Origin of the sequence: Bacillus sp. FSL M7-0791 (genome assembly GCF_038627085.1) — a bacterium.
GTDB classification, from domain to species: domain Bacteria; phylum Bacillota; class Bacilli; order Bacillales; family Bacillaceae; genus Bacillus; species Bacillus safensis.
This window is the reverse complement of sequence record NZ_CP152022.1, coordinates 1,623,221-1,646,069: the sequence shown is the minus strand read 5'-3', so window position 1 is coordinate 1,646,069 and position 22,849 is coordinate 1,623,221. Positions and strand designations below refer to the sequence as shown.

General features: G+C 41.4%; 17 protein-coding genes. All 17 read right to left on the bottom strand.

Annotated elements, in window-relative coordinates:
• Window positions 1–32: 32 nt before the first annotated feature.
• The 17 genes from mutL to MHI08_RS08210 all read right to left on the bottom strand — a co-directional run bounded on the left by mutL (window position 33) and on the right by MHI08_RS08210 (window position 22,767).
• Window positions 33–1,934, bottom strand: coding sequence for a DNA mismatch repair endonuclease MutL (gene mutL, locus MHI08_RS08290; protein ID WP_087978924.1), 1,902 nt, complete (start codon window positions 1,932–1,934; stop codon window positions 33–35).
• Between the two features lie 21 nt (window positions 1,935–1,955).
• The gene (mutS, locus tag MHI08_RS08285; RefSeq protein ID WP_342500151.1) at window positions 1,956–4,532 is read right to left on the bottom strand and encodes a DNA mismatch repair protein MutS; all 2,577 of its coding nucleotides are present in this window, start codon (window positions 4,530–4,532) and stop codon (window positions 1,956–1,958) included.
• A 124-nt stretch (window positions 4,533–4,656) separates the two neighbouring features.
• Entirely contained in the window at window positions 4,657–5,202 is a 546-nt protein-coding gene (gene cotE, locus MHI08_RS08280; RefSeq protein ID WP_024424105.1) for an outer spore coat protein CotE, read from the bottom strand.
• A 466-nt stretch (window positions 5,203–5,668) separates the two neighbouring features.
• Window positions 5,669–6,103: a RicAFT regulatory complex protein RicA family protein gene (locus tag MHI08_RS08275; RefSeq protein WP_008358013.1), complete on the bottom strand. Its 435-nt coding sequence runs from the start codon at window positions 6,101–6,103 to the stop codon at window positions 5,669–5,671.
• A gap of 1 nt (window position 6,104) precedes the next feature.
• Entirely contained in the window at window positions 6,105–7,631 is a 1,527-nt protein-coding gene (gene miaB / locus MHI08_RS08270; protein ID WP_024427027.1) for a tRNA (N6-isopentenyl adenosine(37)-C2)-methylthiotransferase MiaB, read from the bottom strand.
• 150 nt (window positions 7,632–7,781) lie between these two features.
• Window positions 7,782–8,960, bottom strand: a complete 1,179-nt coding sequence (locus MHI08_RS08265; protein ID WP_342500150.1) for a glycine C-acetyltransferase — start codon at window positions 8,958–8,960, stop codon at window positions 7,782–7,784.
• Window positions 8,960–10,024 carry an L-threonine 3-dehydrogenase gene (tdh, locus tag MHI08_RS08260; RefSeq protein WP_342500149.1) on the bottom strand — a complete coding sequence of 355 codons (1,065 nt, stop codon included), beginning with the start codon at window positions 10,022–10,024 and terminating at the stop codon, window positions 8,960–8,962. Before tdh ends, MHI08_RS08265 begins: the two co-directional genes overlap by 1 nt.
• 174 nt (window positions 10,025–10,198) lie before the next feature.
• Window positions 10,199–13,243 (bottom strand): efflux RND transporter permease subunit, encoded by a 3,045-nt coding sequence (locus MHI08_RS08255; RefSeq protein ID WP_342500148.1) that lies wholly within the window; start codon window positions 13,241–13,243, stop codon window positions 10,199–10,201.
• 202 nt (window positions 13,244–13,445) lie between these two features.
• The gene (spoVS, locus tag MHI08_RS08250; RefSeq protein WP_003211281.1) at window positions 13,446–13,706 is read right to left on the bottom strand and encodes a stage V sporulation protein SpoVS; all 261 of its coding nucleotides are present in this window, start codon (window positions 13,704–13,706) and stop codon (window positions 13,446–13,448) included.
• Window positions 13,707–13,908: 202 nt separating this feature from the next.
• On the bottom strand, window positions 13,909–14,703 hold the full coding sequence (locus MHI08_RS08245; RefSeq protein WP_024424109.1) for a TIGR00282 family metallophosphoesterase: 795 nt from the start codon (window positions 14,701–14,703) through the stop codon (window positions 13,909–13,911).
• 90 nt (window positions 14,704–14,793) lie between these two features.
• Window positions 14,794–16,356: a ribonuclease Y gene (rny, locus tag MHI08_RS08240; RefSeq protein ID WP_003211958.1), complete on the bottom strand. Its 1,563-nt coding sequence runs from the start codon at window positions 16,354–16,356 to the stop codon at window positions 14,794–14,796.
• 233 nt (window positions 16,357–16,589) lie between these two features.
• A complete protein-coding gene (locus MHI08_RS08235) occupies window positions 16,590–17,765 on the bottom strand; it encodes a serine hydrolase domain-containing protein (RefSeq protein WP_024424110.1) in 1,176 nt (391 codons plus the stop codon).
• A 142-nt stretch (window positions 17,766–17,907) separates the two neighbouring features.
• Window positions 17,908–18,951, bottom strand: a complete 1,044-nt coding sequence (gene recA, locus MHI08_RS08230) for a recombinase RecA (RefSeq protein ID WP_024424111.1) — start codon at window positions 18,949–18,951, stop codon at window positions 17,908–17,910.
• A gap of 178 nt (window positions 18,952–19,129) precedes the next feature.
• A complete protein-coding gene (locus tag MHI08_RS08225; RefSeq protein WP_024424112.1) occupies window positions 19,130–20,380 on the bottom strand; it encodes a competence/damage-inducible protein A in 1,251 nt (416 codons plus the stop codon).
• Window positions 20,381–20,396: 16 nt separating this feature from the next.
• Entirely contained in the window at window positions 20,397–20,978 is a 582-nt protein-coding gene (gene pgsA, locus MHI08_RS08220) for a CDP-diacylglycerol--glycerol-3-phosphate 3-phosphatidyltransferase (RefSeq protein WP_008358030.1), read from the bottom strand.
• Window positions 20,979–21,052: 74 nt separating this feature from the next.
• Entirely contained in the window at window positions 21,053–21,952 is a 900-nt protein-coding gene (locus MHI08_RS08215; protein ID WP_034623575.1) for a helix-turn-helix domain-containing protein, read from the bottom strand.
• Between the two features lie 23 nt (window positions 21,953–21,975).
• Window positions 21,976–22,767: a DUF3388 domain-containing protein gene (locus MHI08_RS08210; protein ID WP_003211480.1), complete on the bottom strand. Its 792-nt coding sequence runs from the start codon at window positions 22,765–22,767 to the stop codon at window positions 21,976–21,978.
• Window positions 22,768–22,849 lie beyond the last annotated feature (82 nt).

The window sequence follows — 22,849 nt, the reverse complement described above, 5'->3', positions numbered from 1 at the left end:
AAAAGCGCTCTGATTAGAGCGCTTTTTTTATATCACATCACCCGTTTAAACATCTTCTCCATCTCATATGTCGAGTGATGAATGATGATCGGCCGGCCGTGCGGACAGGTGAATGGGTCCTTCGTTTGCCGAAGTTCATCTAATAAGGCTTTGATTTCATCATGACGCAAATGACGATTTGCTTTGATTGAGCCTTTACAGCTCATCATAATCGCCGCTTCTTCTCTTAGTTTCTTGATATCAACACGTTTTTCATCAAGCACTTGCTCTATAATCTCTTCGATCAGTTCAGCCTCTTCACCTTTTGGAAACCACTGCGGATGCGACCGAACGATGTAGCTACCTGAACCAAAGGGCTCTAAGAAGACCCCCACTTTCGCTAAAATATCCTTATGCTCTTCAATGATCAGCATATCGTTTTTAGAGTAGTGAAATGTTAAGGGGACGAGCATTTCTTGCACTTCCTGTTCGATCTCTCCTACCTTCTCACGATAATACTCATACTTGATTCGCTCTTGAGCCGCATGCTGGTCGATGATATAAAGCCCTCGTTCATTTTGAGCCAAAATATATGTGCCATGCATTTGCCCAATTGGATACATCACAGGGACGCGTTCGTTTTCAGGAATCGTTTCTGTCACATCTTCATGCAGTACCGTCTCTTCATATTCAAGTGAAGCGGCAGATTCCTCTAAATGAACACGCTCAGATGAGGCTTCTTCATAAAATACTGGGGATGATGCTTCTGCCTTCTCTTGTTTAGGCATTCCGTATGCATCGGTATGACTTGTCTCGTATACGACCGACTCGTGCGGCTCCGGCTGATAGGTTAGCGGTGTTTCCGCTGGGCTTGCGTTCCTTTGTTTCGCATCAAAGGTTAAGGATTGCTGCTCATTTTTCACAGCTGGCATTGGTGCTTTTTTTGGTACTGAAGCACTTGGAATGAGCTGCTGCTTTTGAAATACTTCCTTAATTCCTTGTTTAATCAGATCATGAAGTTCCTGTTCTTTACTTAGCCTCACTTCTAGCTTCGATGGATGAACGTTCACGTCCACTAGAATGGGATCCATCTTCATCTCAATGAATGTAATTGGATGACGGCCAATCGGAAGCAGCGTGTGATACCCTTCATGGATCGCTTTCACGAGCGGAAAATGTTTGACATATCGGCCGTTTACAACAGAAGACATATAATTCCGTGATGCCCTTGTCACTTCAGGTAACGAAATATATCCTTTCACTTCAAAATCAAGTGATTGTACGTGAAGCGGCAGCATTTTTTTAGCCACAGCTGTCCCGTAAATGGCCGCAAGTACATGACGCACATCTCCGTTTCCATTCGTCTGTAGCAGGACTTTCCCTTGATGACGCAAACGGATCGATACTTCGGGATGAGCTAGCGCAATTCGATTGACAACATCCGATATATTACCAAGTTCCGTATGAACGGTTTTCATGTATTTTAGGCGGGCTGGCGTATTGTAAAATAAGTTGGTGACCACAATTTCGGTGCCGCGGCGGCCAGAGGTTTTTTTCTCTGAGATGATCTTCCCGCCTTGCAAAGCTAAGTGTGTCCCAGCTCCTTCGCCAGTACTTGTTTTCATTTCTAGGTGAGAGACGGATGCAATACTTGGCAGCGCCTCTCCCCTGAATCCGAGCGTTCTGACACGAAACAAATCATTTTCGTCTTTGATTTTACTTGTTGCATGGCGCTGGAAGGCGAGCTTACAATCTTCAGCATCGATTCCAACACCATTATCAATAATCCTGATAGAAGAAAGACCTGCTTCTTCTACATCGATTTCAATGACTGTACTTTTTGCATCGATCGCATTTTCCACAAGCTCCTTTACAACAGAAGCCGGACGCTCCACCACTTCACCTGCAGCAATTTTATTGGATAGGTCATCGGATAACTGAATAATCTTTGCCATTTCTGCTCACCTCACCTTACATTATAATTTCTTTTGCAATTCATACAGCTTTGTCATCGCTTCAAGCGGCGTCATATCCATTAGGTTGTAAGACTTTAATTCGTCTATGACCGCTTGATCCTTCTGTTTTAGCGCAGCTTTCGGCTGCGGTTTTTCTTCTACTTCAAAGAAAGATAGCTGCTGTTTTTCTTCAGACTTTTCTGCTTTTGGTGCTGCAGATACGGTTGGGGTCACGTCATGTGATCCGCTCTCAAGCTCCGTTAAAATAGTCTGGGCTCTATTAATGATGGTATCAGGCAATTCCGCAAGCTGCGCTACATGAATACCATAGCTTTTATCAGCTGCACCTTCTTTGATTTGATGTAAGAAAACGACCGTGCCTTCATGCTCTTCAGCTCGCACATGAACATTTTTCAGCTCGCTTAATTGAGATTCAAGGACCGTGAGCTCATGGTAATGTGTAGAGAATAGGGTTTTAGCCCCAATATGATCATGAACAAATTCAATGATCGCCTGCGCAAGAGCCATTCCATCATAGGTGCTTGTCCCGCGTCCAATTTCATCAAATAAAATCAAGCTGTTTTTGGTTGCGTGCACCATCGCATTTTTTGCTTCGAGCATCTCTACCATAAAAGTACTTTGACCAGAAATCAAATCATCTGCTGCACCAATACGTGTAAAGATTTGATCGAAGATTGGAAGCGTCGCCTTTGACGCAGGCACGAAGCAGCCAATCTGCGCAAGAATCGAGATGAGCGCCATTTGTCTCATATACGTACTTTTCCCTGACATATTCGGTCCAGTGATGAGTAAGGTTTGTCTGCCTTTTCCCATATGGCAGTCATTCGGTACATATTCCTGGTGATCCAGCACTTTTTCAACGACTGGGTGACGGCCATCTTTGACATCCACGTCATCCTCTGAGAATTCCGGCCGGATATAACGGCGCTTTTCACTGACAGTCGCAAAGCATTGAAGCGCATCAAGCTCGCTCATTTGTTTTGCAAGCAGCTGTAATCTAGGAATATAGCCTTTTACTTGCTCCCTGAGAGCTGTAAATAGTTCATATTCCAATTCGTTAATATTTGATTCTGCTTCAAGAATCAGTGCTTCTTTTTCTTTTAATTCAGGTGTGATATACCGCTCTGCATTGGCAAGCGTTTGTTTTCTTTCGTAACGCCCTTCCTCCAGCAGATGTGTATTTGCGCGTGTCACTTCGATATAATAACCAAACACTTTATTAAACCCGACTTTTAAGGAGCGAATACCGGTATATTCTCTTTCCTGCTGTTCAAGACGTGCAATCCAGTCCTTTCCGTTTCGGCTGGCATCACGGTATTCATCTAATTTTGCATTGTAGCCATCTTTAATCAAATTGCCTTCTTTTATCGTCATCGGCGGATTTTCATGAAGTGCATCTTCTAATAAATTAAGGAGGTCACCACAAGGATCAATCTCATTCGCTCTTGATTTTGCCATTTCCTCTGGTAATGAATGAACGAGTTCTTTAATATCCGGTACTTGTTTTAAGGATTCTTTGAGCTGGATGAGATCACGGGCATTCACGTTGCCAAATGCCACGCGACCCGCTAAACGCTCAAGATCATATACTTGCTTTAATCTTTCGCGCAGATCCTCTCGCTCAAAGAAATGATCCATCAGAATTTGCACCATTTCCTGACGCTCATTAATTTGCGAAAGGCGAATAAGCGGCCGATCGATCCATTGCTTGAGCAGTCTGCCGCCCATCGCAGTTTTTGTTTCATCTAACAGCCATAATAAAGAGCCTTTTTTGCTTTTTGAACGAATCGTTTCTGTTAATTCTAGGTTTCGTTTTGAGTAAAGATCGATTTTCATCGTTTGTTCAAGCTCAAACACTTGAACTTTCTGAAGATGATCCAAGCTTCTCTTTTGCGTTCTTCTTAAATAGGCATATAGTGTTAAAAATGACGTTTTTAACTTTTCGTCTAGATGGGAAACGAGCCGCTCAGCTTCCTCTAATAATGCATCACTATCTTCGTATGAAATAGTTGCTTGGCAGCGTTCTTTAAGGGTTTTGATTGTTTCCTCATCCAGCTGCTTTGACACCACAATTTCTTTTGCACCGACAGAATAAATTTCTGATACGACTTCATCTAATCGATCGATGAAAGCCGCCATGTTTTCACCTGTTGATAAATCAGACAGCGCAAGACCGTACCCATTTTGAAAGCTGGTAACAGACGCAATAAAGTTGTTCTCGTTTTCACTTAAACCTTTACCATCCATGACGGTTCCTGGTGTAATCAGTTGAACGACTTCCCTTTTGACTACACCTTTTGCTGTTTTAGGGTCTTCCACCTGCTCACAAATGGCGACCTTGTAGCCTTTTGAAATCAACTGTTCTATGTATGCAGAAGCAGAATGATAAGGAACGCCGCACATTGGAATTGTGCCGCCGTCTCTGCTTGTTAACGTAATTTCTAGTTCTTGCGCCGCTTCCTTTGCATCATCAAAAAACATCTCATAAAAATCACCTAGGCGAAAAAATAAAAAGGCATCTTGATAATCTGCCTTGATCTTTAAATATTGCTGTATCATGGGCGTATAACTTGCCATATTTCTAATCCCTCACTATATTACTTTCGAATTCATACCATCTTTAATTATAGCATAAAAAATCACCTTTTTTCTCCTAGATCAGGCACAAAAAAACTAGGGGAATATGCGCCCTAGTCATTCCTTACTCTTCTGTCTCACCTGCTAGGAATTCTGGATGAATATCCTCTAACTCCTCATCCACTTCTTCTTCCCACTCGTGATCATCTTTTTCTTTCCAGCTTGAATCGACCTCTACGACAATTTTTGTTTCACCGACTACCTCAGCAATGAATTCACGCTCTGCCTGAACGATAATTTTATTGCCATTTGGAGAAATGGTCACTTCTAAGCAATTGGGCTGCTGCAATACTTTCGCAATTACTTCGTGCTCATCATCAAGGAAATTTTTATCTTTATATCTCAGTTTAATGATGTCTACATACTTCACACGCTCTGTGACGACTTCTGTTTTCGTGTTGTCGGCGTAAGAGTACCATACGTTAATATCAAATGTTCCTTCGATCTCAACGGTTTTACCGACCTTTTCAGCATCATACTTATGATTAATGATCCAACCACCTAGGATGCTGGTTGGTTTTTGCGATGGAGAAATGGTGTGTGTGCTTTGGGTGAATTTCCTCCCTTTTGCAACCACCGCTTTTGTAATAATTTCTCTGTATTCAGACATTCCGGCATGCCTCCTTGTTCTTGATCGTTTTATCTTATGCTGGGCATTCGTCTAGTGTGTCACGATTTTGAACTTCATGTTCAATTAAATTCATTTCTGTTTCAGTGTATGCATGGTCGCCCATAAACTTGCCTTGAAAATTGGAAAAGTTGGAGAGTGAGAGATTGGGGTTGACTGAAATGGTGTCATTTGATGTAATAAAGATAGTAGCCCTTCTTTATATAAGGAGGAGATATTATGAAACAATTTAATATTATAATAAACATTTTTGGATTAAGCATTGAGCTTCAGTTCAAATCTTTTAATCTGTAGAATCAATTCATTTTTAGTTGATAACACTTCAATATAATATTTATTTTTTACGAAATATAAGGGCTACTGCATCAACATTTTGTTGTTGATGCAGTAGCAAAATACAAATAACATATATTCTATATAATAAAAACCCCGCATCTGCGGGGTTTTCTCATTTAATGGAGCAACTTGGTGATGAGTTTTTCACTTTTGAACCGGTTTCTCCTAATAAGAGATCACCGCCGGTTGAAAGAATGATTTCATCTGTTACTTGATTCGAAATCGTGTGCGCTACAAGTTGAAGCAGGGAATTGACTTCCATTTGTGATTCTTTGAATTCTTGAATCACTGGGATGTCATCCAGTTCTTCTTGCAGGGCATCGATTTTTTCTTCGACTTGTTTTAAGGCTTCATGTTTGCCGTAATGCTTTAAGTTCACAGCTTGTTTTTGAAGCGCCTTAATTTGATTAATAATCGTTGAAATTTTTGTATTTTCATTGATTTGCGCTTCTGCTTTTTTGAAGAAATCAACTTCTTCCGTTTCAGAAATCATTTTAGCGAGCTCTCTTGCACGCTCGACAATCTCTTTCTTTGAATAAAGTGTCATTTTAATTCACCTCGATAGCTTCTCCAACCATTTCTCCGTCAAGAGACCAAGTTTTGGCTTGTGTGATTTTCACTTTGACGATGTTGCCAATCGCTTCTTTTGGTGCTTTAAAATTCACAAGCTTGCTTTTACTTGTATATCCGGCTAGGATCTCAGGGTTGTTTTTACTTTCACCCTCTACTAATACTTCGACAATCTGCCCTTCATATTCCTTCATTTTTTTCGCAGAAATTTCATTCACAAGTGCATTTAGGCGCTGCAGACGTTCTTTTTTCACACGCATTGGCACGTTGTCTTTCATTTTCGCTGCAGGCGTTCCTTCTCTTGGAGAATAAATGAATGTATAAGCAGCATCAAACTCAACCTCGCGATAGAGGGAAAGTGTTTCTTCAAACTGCTCATCTGTTTCATTTGGGAACCCAACAATAATGTCCGTTGTTAATGAAGCATTCGGCATAGCTTCTTTGATTTTGCGCACAAGATCAAGGTAACGCTCACGGTCATATTTTCTCGCCATAAGTTTCAGCACAGAAGAACTTCCGGATTGAACTGGCAGGTGAATATGATCGAGAAGGTTTCCGCCCTTGGCAAGCACTTCAATTAAGTGATCATCAAAATCACGCGGGTGGCTTGTTGTAAAACGGATACGCGGAATATCAATTTTTCGCAGCTCATCCATCAGGTGGCCAAGACCATATTCCATATCTTCAAAATCTTTTCCATATGCATTCACGTTTTGACCAAGAAGGGTAATTTCCTTATATCCTTCTGCCGCTAAACGTCTGACCTCTTGAATAATTTCATCTGGGCGGCGGCTTCTTTCCTTGCCGCGCGTGTAAGGCACGATACAGTATGTACAGAATTTATCACAGCCGTACATAATGTTCACCCAGCCCTTGATTTTACCTTGACGGGCTCTTGGAAGGTTCTCAATCACGTCGCCTTCTTTTGACCAAACCTCAATGACCATTTCTTTTGAAAGGTAGCATTCAGATAACAGCTCTGGCAGGCGGTGAATGTTGTGCGTGCCAAAAATCAAGTCAACAAATGGGTGTTTCTTCAAAATACGGTTCACGACAGATTCTTCTTGTGACATACATCCGCAGACACCTAAAATTAAATCTGGCTTTTCACGTTTTAATGCTTTTAAATGTCCAAGCTCTCCAAACACTTTATTTTCTGCATTCTCACGAATAGCACAAGTGTTTAATAAGATAACATTTGCATCTTCCGTTGAGTTTGTTGGTTCATAGCCAAGCGCCATAAAAATACCAGCCATCACTTCTGTGTCATGTTCATTCATTTGACAGCCATATGTGCGAATATAAAACTTGCGGCCGTTCCCTAACCCTTGAAACTGCTCGTCAATTTGAAATTGATTGTATTCGACTTCTTCTTTACCCCGTTTTTTTGCATCTTTTAAGGAAGGCGGAATGTACACAGCTTCAAAATATTTGCTGTAGTCCTTCTCGGATTTTTTGTCCGATGAACTTACTTGTCCGCTCGCTTTTCTCTGCTCTTCATTCATGAATTTGTACTCCTTTCAAACCAAGTTCCACCCTACAGTATAGACTATTTTGTGATGAATTGAAAATAAATCATATACGGTTCTTCTATGAAAATTGCCTATTAGTCATAACCATTTTTCACAAAAAGAAAAAAGAGAGCCTGCGCTCTCTCAATCAAGCATGTTTAGTTTTTTTGCTTCTTCTTCAATGATTGTCAGTGCCCGGTCTAGTTCTTCTTTTGTGTGCTCGGCTGTGATGATGGCTCTAATTCTTGCCTTGCCTTTTGCTACAGTTGGGAAAGCGATGCCTTGGGCAAACACGCCTCGTTCTATTAAAGCCTTTGAGAATCGAAAAGTAAGTGCTTCGTCTCCAATCATGATTGGGATAATCGGTGTCTCTGTTGGGGCGACTTGAAATCCAAGGCTGATGACCTTTTCTTTAAAATAAGCGGCGTTCTCCCAAAGTGTATCGATTCGCTCTGGTTCATCTAACAGCACTTCAATCGCTTCTTCACACGCTCTAGTCACAGCTGGCGGATGTGAGGTGCTGAATAAAAACGGTCTTGCTTTATGTTTTAAATAATCAATTAAAACCGCTGAACCAGCCACATAGCCGCCGAGCACTCCGACAGCCTTACTAAGTGTCCCGACCTGAATGTGCACTCTGCCGTCGAGTTTAAAATGGTTGACCGTCCCGCGGCCATTCTCACCAAGCACGCCCGAGGCATGCGCATCGTCTACCATCACAAATGCATCATAAGCTTCTGCGAGCCTGACGATCTCAGGAAGTGGCGCGATATCTCCATCCATCGAGAACACACCGTCTGTAACGATGAGGCGGACGCGATAATTCATTGATTTTTTCAAAATCTTCTCCAGCTCTTCCATATTGGAATGACCGTATACTTTTTTATCTGCTTTTGTTAATCGGATTCCATCAATAATTGAGGCATGATTCAGTTCATCTGAAATGACAATATCATCTTTTGTCAGGATACTAGATAAGACCCCTTGGTTGGTCGTAAAGCCCGATTGGAATACAAGAGCTGCTTCTGTCTTTTTAAATGAAGCAAGCTTTTTTTCAAGACGTTCATGCATCGTCATTGTGCCGGCGATGGTACGTACAGATCCTGTACCCGCACCGAATTCATCGATTGCCTCTTTTGCTGCTTTCATCAGCCTTGGGTGTGAGGTGAGGCCTAAGTAGTTATTTGAGGAGAGTTGTATAACAGATTGTTCATTTAATGTAACAGTGGATGATTGTTTTGAATCAATCTCTTTCAAAGTTTGGTGGGTGCCTTGCTGCTTCATTGTTTCCAATTCATCTTGTAAATACGTGAATTCTTTCATCATTTCTTCCCCCTTTGATATGACGGCATCATCAGTACGACTTTTCCGCACGTACCGCTTTGCATAAGTTCAAATCCCTTTTCGAACTCTTCAAATGGCAGTGTATGAGTGACAACTGGCTTTACATCAATGGTATTCGTTCTTAATAGCTCAGATACTTGACGCCACGTCTCAAACATTTTTCTCCCCGTGATCCCTTGCACGGTTAATCCCCTAAAAACAATTTGATTCGTAATATCAATTGTCACTGGTCGTTCTGGCAAGCTTAGTATATTGACTTTTCCTCCATTTGCACAAGCTTCGAGTGCTTGATTAATGGCAGCTGGATGGCCTGACATCTCACACATCACATCTGCCCCTTCCATCCGCGTGAGCTGCTTAATCATCGCGACTGGATCATCTTTTCCAATATCCACGATATGATCTGCACCCATTTTTCGGGCAAGATCCAGTCTGTATTCATTTTTATCAACAGCGAACACTTGAACAGCCCCGGAGGCTTTTGCGACAGCAATTGCCATTAAACCGATTGGTCCGCAGCCAAAAATCGCTACTGACTTACCTGAAACAGGTGTGTGCAGTACTGTATGGACAGCATTTCCTAGCGGCTCTTGTATAGAGGCAAGCTCAACTGGCATTTGAGCTGGATTGTGCCACACATTTTGTTCAGGTACTTTGGCATATTCAGCAAAACAGCCATCAATGTCTACCCCTAAAATTTTCGTTTCACTGCACAAATGCTGCTGCCCTGTTAAGCACATATAACATTGATTACATACAACATGCGTCTCAGCCGATACAAAATCCCCAATTTTTGCTCGTGAGACTTGCTTCCCCACTTTGACAACTTCCCCTGTAAATTCATGTCCAAAAATGTAGGGCGCTTTGACTCTTCCCTTAGCCCAATCATCCCAATTATAAATATGCACGTCTGTTCCGCATATCGAAGTGGCTTTCACTTGGATCAAAACTTCATGATCTTTGATTTCTGGAATCGGCATCTCCAACAGCACCGCTCCGTAAGCGCTTTCTTTTTTAACAATTGCTTTCATCGTTCCACACATGACGTACAACCCCTTTGTTAAAAAACTTCTCCCAATCAGATTTTAACACGACTTATTTTAGTCGTAAATACCACTGTCTACTAGATAAAGACAAATGAACACCCCACATATTTTTTTGGATATTTTTCTAAAAAAAAAGCAAATCTCCTTTCGATCGGAGATTTGCTTTCATCGTCAGCGTTTCTTTGAAACGGCAACATATAGTGCTGGCACAATGAATAATGTCAGTATTGTTGAGAAAAAGACACCAGATACAATGCAGATGGCCAGCGGCTTAAAGAGTGGATCATGACTTAATGCAACAGGCATTAGTGCAACAAGTGCCGTAAATGCTGTTAAGAGAATCGGTCTAATCCTTGCTCTTCCTGCTTCAATGACAGCTGTCTGTTGATCAAACCCTTGCTTACGCCGCTGTTCAATAAATTCGAATAGGACGACCGCATTTCGAACGACAATACCAGCCAATGAGACAATCCCCATTGTTGCCATAAAGCTGAATGGTGTTTGTGTGACAAACAGTCCGATAATGGCTCCTGATACGGCTAAGTAAACCGTTCCTAGAACTAACAGCGGAAGCATTAAAGAATTGAACTGGAAAGCGATGGTCACGTAAATGAGCAGCAAGACTACTGCAAATAAGAGACTAATTTCAATAAAGAACTGGGTCTGATTTTCATTTTCTCCACCCTGTGAAATGGTCAAATCCTTCGCTGCAGCGCTTTGCCCCACTTGATTGACCACTTCTTTCATATCGTCTTTAAACGAATCTGATGCGCCGGGATACGCCTTCAGCGTAATGGTCGGAACTCCATTTTCATGTGGAATGCTTTCGTACTGCTCTGTTTCTTTTTCTTTTACATATCGGCTAAGAGACTCGAGTGAAGGCATACCGCCTTCATTTGAATTCACAGGCACTTTTATTTCATTTAGCTTTAATCCATTTTGATGTATACCTACATCCTGTTTGACTACTAAGTCGATATCATTTGTTCCTTGTTGAAAGGTACCTAATGGCATGCCTTCAGTCACAAGACCAAGCTGTCTGCTGACAAATTGAGCACTGAGCCCATCCTCTGCCATTCGCTCCCGGTTTAATTCAAAGGAGATCGTTTTCACCGGCTGATTGACATCGTCCGTAATCAAGCTTGCTCCTTTGTCTTTCATTTCATTTGTCAGCGTTTCTTTGACATCAATGAGCTTTGAAAAAGAGTCACCCGCAACCGTTACTGTCACTGGCGCTCCAGTTGGCGGTCCTTGTACAATGGTTTTCATAAAGATTTCAGCTTCTTTGAATGTCTCTCGCAAAGGCTCGGTCATACGATCTATTAATGCCTTACTTGTCATCTGATCATTGTCTACTCTCACGACAACCTGACCCGTGTGGTCACTTGCATTTGAAATACTTTCATTAAACAGGTTCGGCACACCGCCGCCTGCAAAAATCGCCGTTTCTTCAATGCCTTTTTGCTGTTTGATCTCTTGTTCTATTTTCTTTAGTGTTTCATTTGTTTTGTCTAATGTTGTTTCACTTGGAAGCGTGACAGTGACGACCACTTCTTTCTTATTCGCCGCAGGGAAAAATTCAAATGGTGTGACGAAAATAAGTAAAAAAGCAAGCGTTGCAACGAGCAAACCACTTAGTCCAATAACGAGCGGCCGCTTCACAATGTTTGTCAGCACACGGTCTGCATAGAAATCAGCCAGCCTTTTTAATTGTTTCCCTAGGAATCCCGGCTCTTTTTGACTGTTTTTGTTCTTTCTTTTCCGGTTCACAGTATATTGATAGACCGGTACAAGTGTCAGAGAAATCACCATGGACGCAAGCACAGTCGTCACTAGAACAGACGGTAATGCCCGAATAAATGAACCGTTTGCACCTGATAGGAATACAAGCGGCAGGAAGGCAAACACAACAGCTAGTGTTGATGTCAAAATGGACCCTGCGACTTCTTTCACCCCTGCAATTGTTCCTTTAAGCGGACTTTCGTATTTTTTCATTTGTCTTAAAATATTATCATTGACGACAATGGCATCATCGACAAGTATCCCTAAAGCAATGATAAAGCCGATGATCGAAATTTGATTGAGGTCCACTTGTAAAAATGGCAGCGGAATCGTTCCAATTGTAATGGATAGCGGAATGGCGAGTGAAACGATAAACGCCCCGCCAATCGTGAGTCCAAGTGTGGTAACAATTATGACAGCAATGACCGCAACAATGGCTTCTTTTATTAAATCATTGAAAATGGTATCCACTTCACTTTTTTGTGAATAGTAGTCTACCCACTCCACCCCATTTGGCAGCTGCTTTTCTTTCTCAATGACATCACTGACTTTGTCATACATTTTAGGAATATCAAGCCCTTGTTTAATATTCACAGTAAATGAATAAGCGGGCTTTCCGTTATACGACACAATATCACTTTTCTGTTTTTCTACTTCTTTTAAACTGCCAAGCTGACTAATTGTGACCGGCTCTCTTTTCGTTTTTGAGAAAAGCTCAATTTTTTTAACTTGATCTAAGCGGTCATATGTATCGATGGACAGCTTCACCTTCTCTTTGCCTGCCCGAATATCGCCTAGTGGAGACGTGTCAAATTCCTGATTGATGGCATTTGTGACATCAGTTACATTGAGCCCTTCACCCTCCAGCTTGTTTGAATCTAAGTTTAAAATCGCTTGTTTGTCATTGAAGCCTTTGATAATGACACTGTCTACCCCTTTGATGTCCTCTACTTTTTCCTTCAATGCACGCAGCGATTGCTGACTTTTTGCTAAGTCCGATGATTCATTTGACACAATCATATAAGAGCCAACCGGCACGCTGCCAAATTCATCCTTTACTTCCGGCTCCATCACCCCGTCAGGAAAAGACGACGCAGCACTTGTGGTTTCATTCTTAATTTGACTTGCCACCTTTTGAAAGTCGGCTTGGTCCTCAATTTCAAGCACAATATTTGAGAAACCAATGGCAGAAACCGAGCTCGTTTTCTCTACACCATTGATATCAGATAAGGCTGATTCCAGTTTATTGGTGACATCTCTTTCCACCTGTTTTGCATCCGCACCAGGAAAAACGGTAGAAATCGTGACAAGATTCGCCTCGAATTCTGGCAGTTCTCGTTTAGGAAGCTGCGCGAATAAATAACCGCCAGCAATGAGAACGATAAAAAATAAAATAAAAACAAGCTTTCCTCTTTTCAAAAAAGCTTCAAACATTATTTCACCTACTTAAATATTTATTTTTGATGAAGTAAATTCAACTTAATCTTAATTTATCATCACGGTGAAAAAATGCAAGCTCTAATATGTCATATTTATCTATTTCACGAACTGAATATGTTATATAAGAAATGTTTAGCGGTAAACAAAAACAACCTGCTTACATGATGTAAGCAGGTTGAAAATAATAAAATTAGAATTATCGTGGTTCAACAATCAATTTGATGGCTGTTCTTTCTTCTCCATCGATCAGAATGTCAGTAAAGGCTGGAATGCATATCAAATCCACTCCGCTTGGCGCGACAAATCCCCTTGCAATGGCGACAGCCTTAACCGCCTGATTCAGTGCTCCAGCGCCGATTGCTTGTATTTCCGCTGCACCGCGTTCACGTAAAACGCCGGCTAATGCTCCTGCTACTGAATTCGGATTTGACTTTGCTGAAACTTTTAAAATTTCCATTTCTGCTCCCCCTTAAATTTACAATGGATAAGTGAGTGTTCATTAGAACAATCTTTGTTAGATGATGCTATTTTTTTGAAAATCCATCCCCAAAATGTTTTTCAAAAATAGCAGGCTACCTACCATTTTTACTATATTCACGATAGAGGGCGCATATTCCTTCTTTCTGATTAATATTTTTCTGAAATAAATATGTGAACATTTATTCAAAGAAAATATGGTCATCATTTATCAAAATTCGATCAATTTTGACAGCTTTTTTCGACTGTTCGTCAATTTCTACGATTACTGCACTTAACGTCGTGCGGCCTTCTGCAATTTCAAACCGGACTGGGAGACTTGTTTTGAATCGTTTAATGATCGTTTCTCGGTCAACACCTAAAATGCCATCATAAGGTCCTGTCATCCCGACATCTGAAATATACGCAGTTCCTTTTGGCAATACGCGGTTATCTGCTGTTTGAACATGTGTATGCGTGCCAACGACACATGATGCACGGCCGTCTGTATACCAGCCCATCGCCTGTTTTTCGCTTGTGGCTTCACCATGAAAATCAATAAAAATAAACGGTGTCCGTTTGGATGCTTCCGCAATTAATTCATCTACTTTTTGAAATGGGCAGTCAATTGGCGGTAAAAACGTACGTCCTTGCAGGTTGATGACAGCCAATTCTTTTCCTTGTTTTTTAATAAACGTGAGACCTTTTCCAGGTGTGCCTTCTGGGAAGTTAGCAGGGCGGACCATATTAGCTGCATCATCGATGAAATCGAAAATGTCTCTTTTATCCCATGTATGGTTGCCCATTGTGAGCACATCAGCTCCTGCTTGCAGCAGCTCATGATAGATTTTTTCAGTTAGACCTTTCCCGTGAGCAGCATTTTCTCCGTTGACAATGGTAAAGTGCGGCTGATATTTTTTCTTTAGCTTTGGCAAATATTCTTTCAGTGTGTCTCTGCCAGGTGAACCGACAATATCTCCAACAAATAATATTTTCATGCGCTTTTGAACCCTTTCTCTTTTAAATTGATCTTCTTATCAGTGTTGCATATTTACACAAAAAAATAAAGCGGCGCTAAGCGCACCGCTCTATTTTGCATACTCTACTGCGCGAGTTTCTCGAATGACTGTCACTTTAATGTGACCAGGGTAATCGAGCTCGTCCTCAATTCGCTTACGAATATCCCTTGCTAGACGGTGAGCTTCAAGATCATTAATTGAATCTGGCTTCACCATAATACGTACTTCACGTCCAGCCTGTATCGCAAACGATTTTTCAACACCTTCATAAGATTCAGAGATATCTTCTAATTTCTCAAGTCTCCGAATGTAATTTTCAAGCGTCTCACTTCTTGCACCAGGGCGTGCTGCAGATAATGCATCAGCTGCCGCAACAAGAACAGCGATAATAGATGTCGGTTCTTGGTCACCGTGGTGAGAGGCAATACTGTTGATGACAACAGGATGCTCTTTATATTTCGTCGCAAGCTCAACGCCAATTTCTACGTGGCTTCCTTCTACTTCGTGATCAATGGCTTTTCCAATGTCATGCAGAAGACCTGCTCGTTTTGCAAGCTTTGCATCTTCTCCAAGCTCTGAAGCCATGAGACCTGCAAGATGTGCAACCTCAATTGAATGCTTCAGGACATTTTGTCCATAACTTGTACGGAATTTTAAGCGGCCGAGAATTTTGATCAGATCCGGATGCAGACCGTGAACTCCGACTTCGAATGTCGTTTGCTCACCCATCTCGCGGATATAATCATCGACTTCACGGCGTGATTTTTCCACCATTTCTTCAATTCGTGCAGGATGAATGCGGCCATCCTGGACTAGCTTGTCCAGAGCTATCCTCGCTGTTTCACGTCTAATCGGATCAAAGCCCGATAGTATAACAGCTTCAGGTGTATCATCTATGATCAAGTCAATACCTGTTAACGTTTCTAACGTACGGATATTTCGTCCTTCACGTCCGATAATACGACCTTTCATCTCATCATTTGGAAGATTGACTACAGATACCGTTGTTTCAGCCACATGATCAGCTGCACAACGCTGTAACGCAAGTGAAAGAATATTTTTCGCCTTTTTGTCAGCCTCTTCTTTCGCTCGGTTTTCAGATTCTTTCGTCATGACTGCAATGTCGTGGGAAAGCTCATTTTCAACTTGATCCAGAATGATTTGTTTCGCTTCATCTCGAGTTAGACTTGAAATACGTTCCAACTCGGCTTTCTGCAAACGAATCATATCATCCACTTTGCTTTCCATCTCTTCAATATGTTGTTGTCGTTCATTCAGAGAATGATCTCTCTTCTCCAACAGGGACTCCCGTTTATCTAAAGATTCGTCTTTGCGATCAAGATTTTCCTCTTTTTGAAGTAAACGGTTTTCTTGTCTTTGAAGCTCATTTCGTCTTTCACGAACTTCTTGCTCCGCCTCTACACGAAACGAATGAATTTCATCTTTCGCTTCCAAGAGCGCTTCTTTCTTCAATGCTTCCGCATCACGCTTTGCATCCTCAACAATTTGTTCGGCCATGTTTCTTGCGCCGGATATTTTTGCTTCTGCAATGGTTTTACGAACAAAGTAGCCAACAACTAAACAGATTAGGCTCAGCAAAATGGAGATGATCGTAAACATCGTAGGCGACATATTTTCACCTCCTCTTGCTATGAACTTGGTTTTACAAATAAAGTGTCGGCATGTACATTGTTTTGTGTCTCAACATACAGGGCCTTCACAGGGAATGAGATCCTCACTGCCCTTGTCAAGTTTAAATTAGTTATCAATCATGTTAAGAAAAACAAGTGATACATTCCCATTGTAATTGTGTCGGAAATACTTGTCAAGCTAGCCATCTTAGCGTTTGCAAAAGCAGATCAGAATTATTCTTGATTCAGCAGCTGATATACTTTATTGTTCACTTGGCCCAGTTTAGTGTTATTTTGTATATTTGAGAACAAAACAACGATGGTTTGTCCAGATTTGCTAAAGCTGTTCAAAATGTTAAAGCCCGGCACGACACCATGGCTTGAATAGCTACCGGGAGCAACATAAAATCCCATTCCGTATGTGGAGCTGCTTCCTGGCGTAAACATCTTTTTATAGCTCTTCTGCGAATACAGTTTGCCGTCTATCAGGGCTTGGTCAAATTTGTACATATCTATAGCACTCATATAAATATCTCCAGCACCGTAAAGCTGAGATAGATCGGGCATATACGGTGTAACCGCTTTGCTGCCTTTCAGCTTATACCCGACAGCAGGATAAGGTTCTTTTTCATATGTTTTGTAAAAGCCTGCATGCGTCATCCCCGCCGGTTTAAAAATATGATTCTTTATATATTGTTCATAGGACTCACCGCTCACTTCAGCAACAATATAAGCAAGAACAGAATAGTTTGAATCCTTGTAGCCCCATACACCCGGCTGACGATTAATTCCCTGACGTTCTATGTCTTTTATTAATTCGTCCGGAGTAATTACGGCGTTTCCTTCAATATGTCCGTTTATTCCCGATGTATGTGTCAGCAGATTTTTCAAAGTAATCGCTTGTCCGTTAGGGAAATGAGGTAAATACGTGCTTACCGAATCACTTGTCTGAAGTTTCCCCTTTTCCTCAAGCTGCAAAATAGCGGTTGCAATCAGCGCTTTTTGTGACGAACCGACATAAAAAGATGTCAAAGGATTATTTCGAACTTTTTGTTTACGGTCTGCATAACCAAAACCTTTATTTGTTACGATTTCTCCATTTCTAACAATCATGGCTGTTCCGCTGAAACCGATCCCATTTAAATAACTGCTGATTTTGTGATTACGGTCCACTGTTTTGATTTGTTTCTCTGATATTTTGGCGGTTTTCCTTTTAACTTCTTTATTCTGGCTGTTTTCTAAAGCTACTGCAGTTTTTTGAAACGGGTTCTTCTCTTCACTATTTCGATGAAGCACATTCCACATCGTTAAGCAAATCATCGCTGCTAAAAAAACAAGCACAAGTTTTCCCCTCTGACTCGGTTGTTTCCGGCTGTGTTTTGCATTTCTTCTGCGGGTCGGGCTTGTCATTAGTTTTTCCTCCCAAAATAAATGCCATTTTGTACACTTTAGACGGATGAAATACTGAAAAAGTTGTCGAAAGTTTTTTGCAAAATAAAAAAGGCTGAGTTTTTTCACCCAGCCTTTTTTATCATTTCATACTGTTTTAATTTTATTCTAATTCTAATTGTTCTAGCGCCTCTTCAGATTCCTGCTGCACTGTTCCGTTATTATCCAAACCGTAATGTTCGCGAATTTGCTCCTGGATCATCAGCATGATATCTTTATTTTCTTTTAGGAACTGTTTCGCATTTTCACGGCCTTGTCCAAGACGTTCTTCTTGGTAAGAATACCAAGCACCGCTCTTTTGTACGATATCTAGCTCGCTTCCAAGGTCGATGATTTCTCCCTCTTTTGAGATCCCTTCACCGTACATAATGTCTACTTCGGCAATACGGAATGGCGGTGCTACTTTGTTTTTGACCACTTTAATTCTCGTTTTATTCCCCATAATGTCATTGCCTTGTTTCAGCTGTTCAGCACGGCGCACTTCTAAACGAACAGACGAATAGAACTTCAGCGCACGTCCACCTGGCGTTGTTTCAGGGTTACCGAACATGACCCCAACTTTTTCACGAATTTGGTTAATAAAGATGGCAATTGTTTTTGATTTATTGATAGCACCTGATAGTTTACGAAGTGCTTGGGACATCAAACGTGCTTGAAGACCAACATGTGAATCACCCATATCTCCTTCAATCTCTGCTTTTGGTACAAGAGCAGCTACAGAGTCAATAACAACAATATCAACTGCCCCGCTGCGGACAAGAGCTTCTGCAATTTCAAGTGCTTGCTCTCCTGTATCCGGCTGAGAAAGTAACAGTTCATCAATGTTGACACCTAGTTTTTGAGCGTAAACTGGATCGAGTGCATGCTCTGCATCAATAAATGCAGCTTGTCCTCCCTGCTGCTGAACTTCAGCAATGGCATGAAGGGCTACTGTCGTTTTACCAGAACTCTCTGGACCATATACTTCGATAATACGGCCTCGGGGATATCCGCCTATTCCAAGCGCAGTATCAAGTGCTAACGAACCACTAGGTACTGTTGAAATACGTGTATCTGTTTGCTCTCCTAGTTTCATAATAGAGCCTTTACCAAACTGTTTTTCTATTTGTTTAAGAGCCATATCTAAGGCTGCTTGACGATCACTCATTCTATTGTTTCCTCCTTTATCAATTCCACTATCTATACTATACCTTGTTTTACGTCATTTGCCAAGAAAAAAACGAACACATATTCGATTTTTTTCTCGGCAGATTTCTTAAGAAAAGAGTATTTTCTATTAGAAAAAACGCTCTTTTATAAAGGAGTAAACCTAACAAAAAACAAAATTAACTCTCTTTTAATAAGTTGAGTAAGTGATGCAGACCATATTTCACAGCACGCTTTCGAATGCCTGACCGGCTGCCTGTAAACATCCATTCAAACACGTCCGTCTGGTCTTTCGTCGATAGTCCAATGAACACTTTTCCAACAGGCTGACCCTCTTGGGTATCAGGTCCTGCTACACCCGTAAAGCTAATGCCAATATCACTTCCGGTCAGCTTTCTAACCCCTTCAGCAAGCTCTAAAGCACACTCTTTGCTGACAGCACCATGAGAAGACAATGTTTCTTCCCGGCAGCCAAGTACCTGCTGCTTGACTTGGTTTGTATAACAAACCACACTTCCGTTCAAAATGGATGATGCTCCTTCGAGATCTGTCAGCCATTCAGAGAACATTCCGCCAGTCAGGCTTTCTGCTGCTGCTACTGTTTTCCCGTGCTCGTGCAAGGCTTTGGACGCTTCGCGGACAAGTGATGTATCCCCATATCCGTAGAAGTACTCTCCTACCCGCGCTAAAATTTGCGCTTCTGTTTCTTTTAACAGACGCTCTGTTTCTTTTTCATCCTCATGCTTAGCAGTCAGCCTTAGCGTCACTTCACCGTCAGATGCGAGTGGTGCAATCGTCGGGTTGGTTTGAGCATCAATTAAATCTTCTAGGTCTGTTTCAAGCTGCGATTCACCGATTCCGAAGAAGCGCAGAACAACAGACACGATCTTTTCTTTTAAGCCAAGTTTCTCAGAAATCAGCGGCTTTGCCTCGTTTTCAAACATCGGGTGCAGTTCACTTGGCGGTCCAGGAAGAAGCATATAAAACGTATCGTCTTCTTGAACAAACATACCCGGGGCCATCCCGAAACGGTTCACGAGCACATCAGACCCTTCTAGAACGAGTGCCTGCTTACGGTTGTTCGGTGACATAACGCGTCCGGTCTTTAGAAAGTAGTCTTGAATCGATTCAAATGCTTCTTCATTTAGTACAAGCTCTTTGCCAAGCGTGCTCGCAATGGTTTCTTTTGTTAAGTCATCTTTGGTTGGTCCAAGACCACCTGAGAAGATAATAAAATTAGATCTTTCCTGCGCCACCTGAATGGCCTGTTTTAAACGCTCTGGATTGTCACCAACTGCTGTGTGGTAATAAACATTCACACCAATTTCAGCTAGTTGTTTGCTGATGAATTGTGCATTCGTATTCGTAATTTGCCCTAGCAATAGTTCGGAACCGACTGCAATAATTTCTGCTTTTCTCTCTGACTTCAAAGCGTACACGTCCTTTTTAGTTAGAATTCTTTAAAGCTTCCCAGTTTTTTGCAAAGTAATCCCAGCCTGAGACAACAGTGAAGAACACCGCTACCCACATCGCTAGATCACCAAACGGGAATGACACAAGTTCAAACGGCAGGTTATGCAGTAAAAGTGCTGAAATCGCAATGATCTGCGCCCATGTCTTCACCTTTCCAAGCATATTCGCTGCCACTACTTCACCGCCTCCGGCTAATACAAGCCTTAGACCTGTTACAGCAAATTCACGGCTGATGATCACAATCGCCATCCATGCCGGTGTGAGGTTGTATTGAACAAGTATAATTAAAGCAGCTGAAACAAGCAATTTATCTGCAAGCGGATCTAAAAATTTACCAAAGTTCGTCACTAAATTAAGCTTACGTGCGTAGTATCCATCAATCCAGTCAGTTGTTGAAGCGACAATAAACAGGATCGCTCCAACAAGGTGCGTCACTTCGATGCTGACGTCGCCAAAGCGCGCAACACCCCAATCTAGCGGTGCAAGCATAATAATCATAAAAACAGGGATCAAGGCGATCCTAGAAAGGGTTATTTTATTCGGTAAGTTAAACATGAAATCCAATCCTCCAATAATGCAATTTTTTTATGTATATAATAGTAGGAACAAAAGAAAAGTCATCTACTTGCTTAAGATGACTTTTCCTTTCCTTTATTCACAATCACAATGTTTTGTGTCATGGTGTCCTTAGGGTCTAATTCGTACTTAAGTGTCTCGTCATTTACCTTGATATCAATTCCAGACGCATTGCCTAGACGGATATCGACCTGAGAAAGATCAGAAAGGTCTGTTTTAAACGATTCGCCATCTTTTAGTTCACCCATCTTCAGCACTTTTCCAGATTCGTCTCTTACACGCAGCCATGAAGCTTGCGAAGCAGAAATTTTTAACTCCATTTCGTCTGCACCTGATACTTCATACGTTGTTGTCGAGCCTTCTGTATTCGTCGCCTTTAAAGATACAGTTTCATCGTCTTTTGATGAATCATCTTTTTTAGATGATTTTTCTTTATCATCTGACGAAGCTTTTTCTTTTTTCTTTTGATCTTTTGCAAGAGATGAACCCTCAGATACTTCATATTTAGATTCTGATTGCTGAGGGGCCGCCTGATTATTCTTCTGTCCGCTATCATGATTGACCGCCTGCACGATCACATAAATGATGGCGATGACCACAAGGATGCCTCCAATAATTAAAATTGTTGGCAATAGTTCAAGCACTTTTGAGGCAGGCTTTGGCAGCTCTCTTTGCGGCTTAATATTCGATAATTTATCAGATACTTCATCGTTATACGTGCTTGGAACATCTTTACGAAATTCTTCGAACAATTGTTCAGGATTCAGTCCAACGGCTTCGGCATATTGTTTAATAAACGCTCTGACGTAAAATTTACCTGGAATAATATCATAGTTTCCTTGTTCGATTGCTAGCAAATAGCGCTTTTGGATCTTGGTCACCGTCTGAAGATCCTCCAGCGACATCCCTTTTTCCTCTCTGGCCTCAACGAGCCGTTTTCCCAATTCAGTCAAAACAAACACCTACCATTACCATATTAAAAATCGAAGCCGGAAAAACCAGAATGATCAAACACTTGTGGTTCTTCAGCGTGTTCATATGTAATCTCTTCGTCTGCGCTATTACGCAATTCAATGATATAGTCGAAATCATCCATTGTATATTCTGAATTTTGGATAAAGATGTCTGGATGCTCGACCACCTTCGTTGCCGGCAGTCTCATAATTTCCCTTAAAAGCTGCAAGTGCTTCTCAGAACCTCTTCTTGTCGACACAATCCCATCAATAATAAAGACGTTATCTGGGCTGTATTCATCTGCGATCAGCTGACTTCGGATCGTCTGTTTCAAAAGAGTTGATGATACAAACAGCCATCTCTTGCTTGCACAAACACTTGAAGCCACAATTGATTCTGTTTTTCCGACACGCGGCATTCCGCGAATCCCAATCAATTTATGTCCTTCTTTTTTAAAGAGTTCAGCCATAAAATCAACAAGAAGACCGAGCTCGTCTCTTTCAAAACGGAACGTCTTTTTGTCATCGGCATCACGCTGTATGTATCTTCCATGACGAACAGCTAAGCGGTCACGAAGCTTCGGCTGTCTTAATTTCGTTACTTTTATCGTTTCCATTGTATTTAAAATTGATTCAAGCCGCTTAATTTGATCTGTGTGGTCACAGCGTAAAAGCATTCCGCGTCTTGATACATCAACACCATTAATTGTCACAATATTAATTGAAAGCATCCCCATTAGAGAAGAAATGTCTCCTAAAAGTCCGGGACGGTTTACCTGTATCTCATATTCAAAATACCATTCGAGCTTTGCCAAATGATATTACCCCCTTCATTGTGGCAAATTTTTACCTTCCTTTATCATAAAGCATTTTCACATTTTTAGAAAGCACAATGTT

What these genes read in the sequence shown, in the direction of transcription:
- mutL (WP_087978924.1), bottom strand. Translation starts at nt 1,934, where the DNA reads ATGGCAAAGATTATTCAGTTATCCGATGACCTATCCAATAAAATTGCT.
- mutS (WP_342500151.1), bottom strand. Translation starts at nt 4,532, where the DNA reads ATGGCAAGTTATACGCCCATGATACAGCAATATTTAAAGATCAAGGCA.
- cotE (WP_024424105.1), bottom strand. Translation starts at nt 5,202, where the DNA reads ATGTCTGAATACAGAGAAATTATTACAAAAGCGGTGGTTGCAAAAGGG.
- MHI08_RS08275 (WP_008358013.1), bottom strand. Translation starts at nt 6,103, where the DNA reads ATGACACTTTATTCAAAGAAAGAGATTGTCGAGCGTGCAAGAGAGCTC.
- miaB (WP_024427027.1), bottom strand. Translation starts at nt 7,631, where the DNA reads ATGAATGAAGAGCAGAGAAAAGCGAGCGGACAAGTAAGTTCATCGGAC.
- MHI08_RS08265 (WP_342500150.1), bottom strand. Translation starts at nt 8,960, where the DNA reads ATGAAAGAATTCACGTATTTACAAGATGAATTGGAAACAATGAAGCAG.
- tdh (WP_342500149.1), bottom strand. Translation starts at nt 10,024, where the DNA reads ATGTGTGGAACGATGAAAGCAATTGTTAAAAAAGAAAGCGCTTACGGA.
- MHI08_RS08255 (WP_342500148.1), bottom strand. Translation starts at nt 13,243, where the DNA reads ATGTTTGAAGCTTTTTTGAAAAGAGGAAAGCTTGTTTTTATTTTATTT.
- spoVS (WP_003211281.1), bottom strand. Translation starts at nt 13,706, where the DNA reads ATGGAAATTTTAAAAGTTTCAGCAAAGTCAAATCCGAATTCAGTAGCA.
- MHI08_RS08245 (WP_024424109.1), bottom strand. Translation starts at nt 14,703, where the DNA reads ATGAAAATATTATTTGTTGGAGATATTGTCGGTTCACCTGGCAGAGAC.
- rny (WP_003211958.1), bottom strand. Translation starts at nt 16,356, where the DNA reads ATGTCGCCTACGATGTTTACGATCATCTCCATTTTGCTGAGCCTAATC.
- MHI08_RS08235 (WP_024424110.1), bottom strand. Translation starts at nt 17,765, where the DNA reads ATGACAAGCCCGACCCGCAGAAGAAATGCAAAACACAGCCGGAAACAA.
- recA (WP_024424111.1), bottom strand. Translation starts at nt 18,951, where the DNA reads ATGAGTGATCGTCAAGCAGCCTTAGATATGGCTCTTAAACAAATAGAA.
- pgsA (WP_008358030.1), bottom strand. Translation starts at nt 20,978, where the DNA reads ATGTTTAACTTACCGAATAAAATAACCCTTTCTAGGATCGCCTTGATC.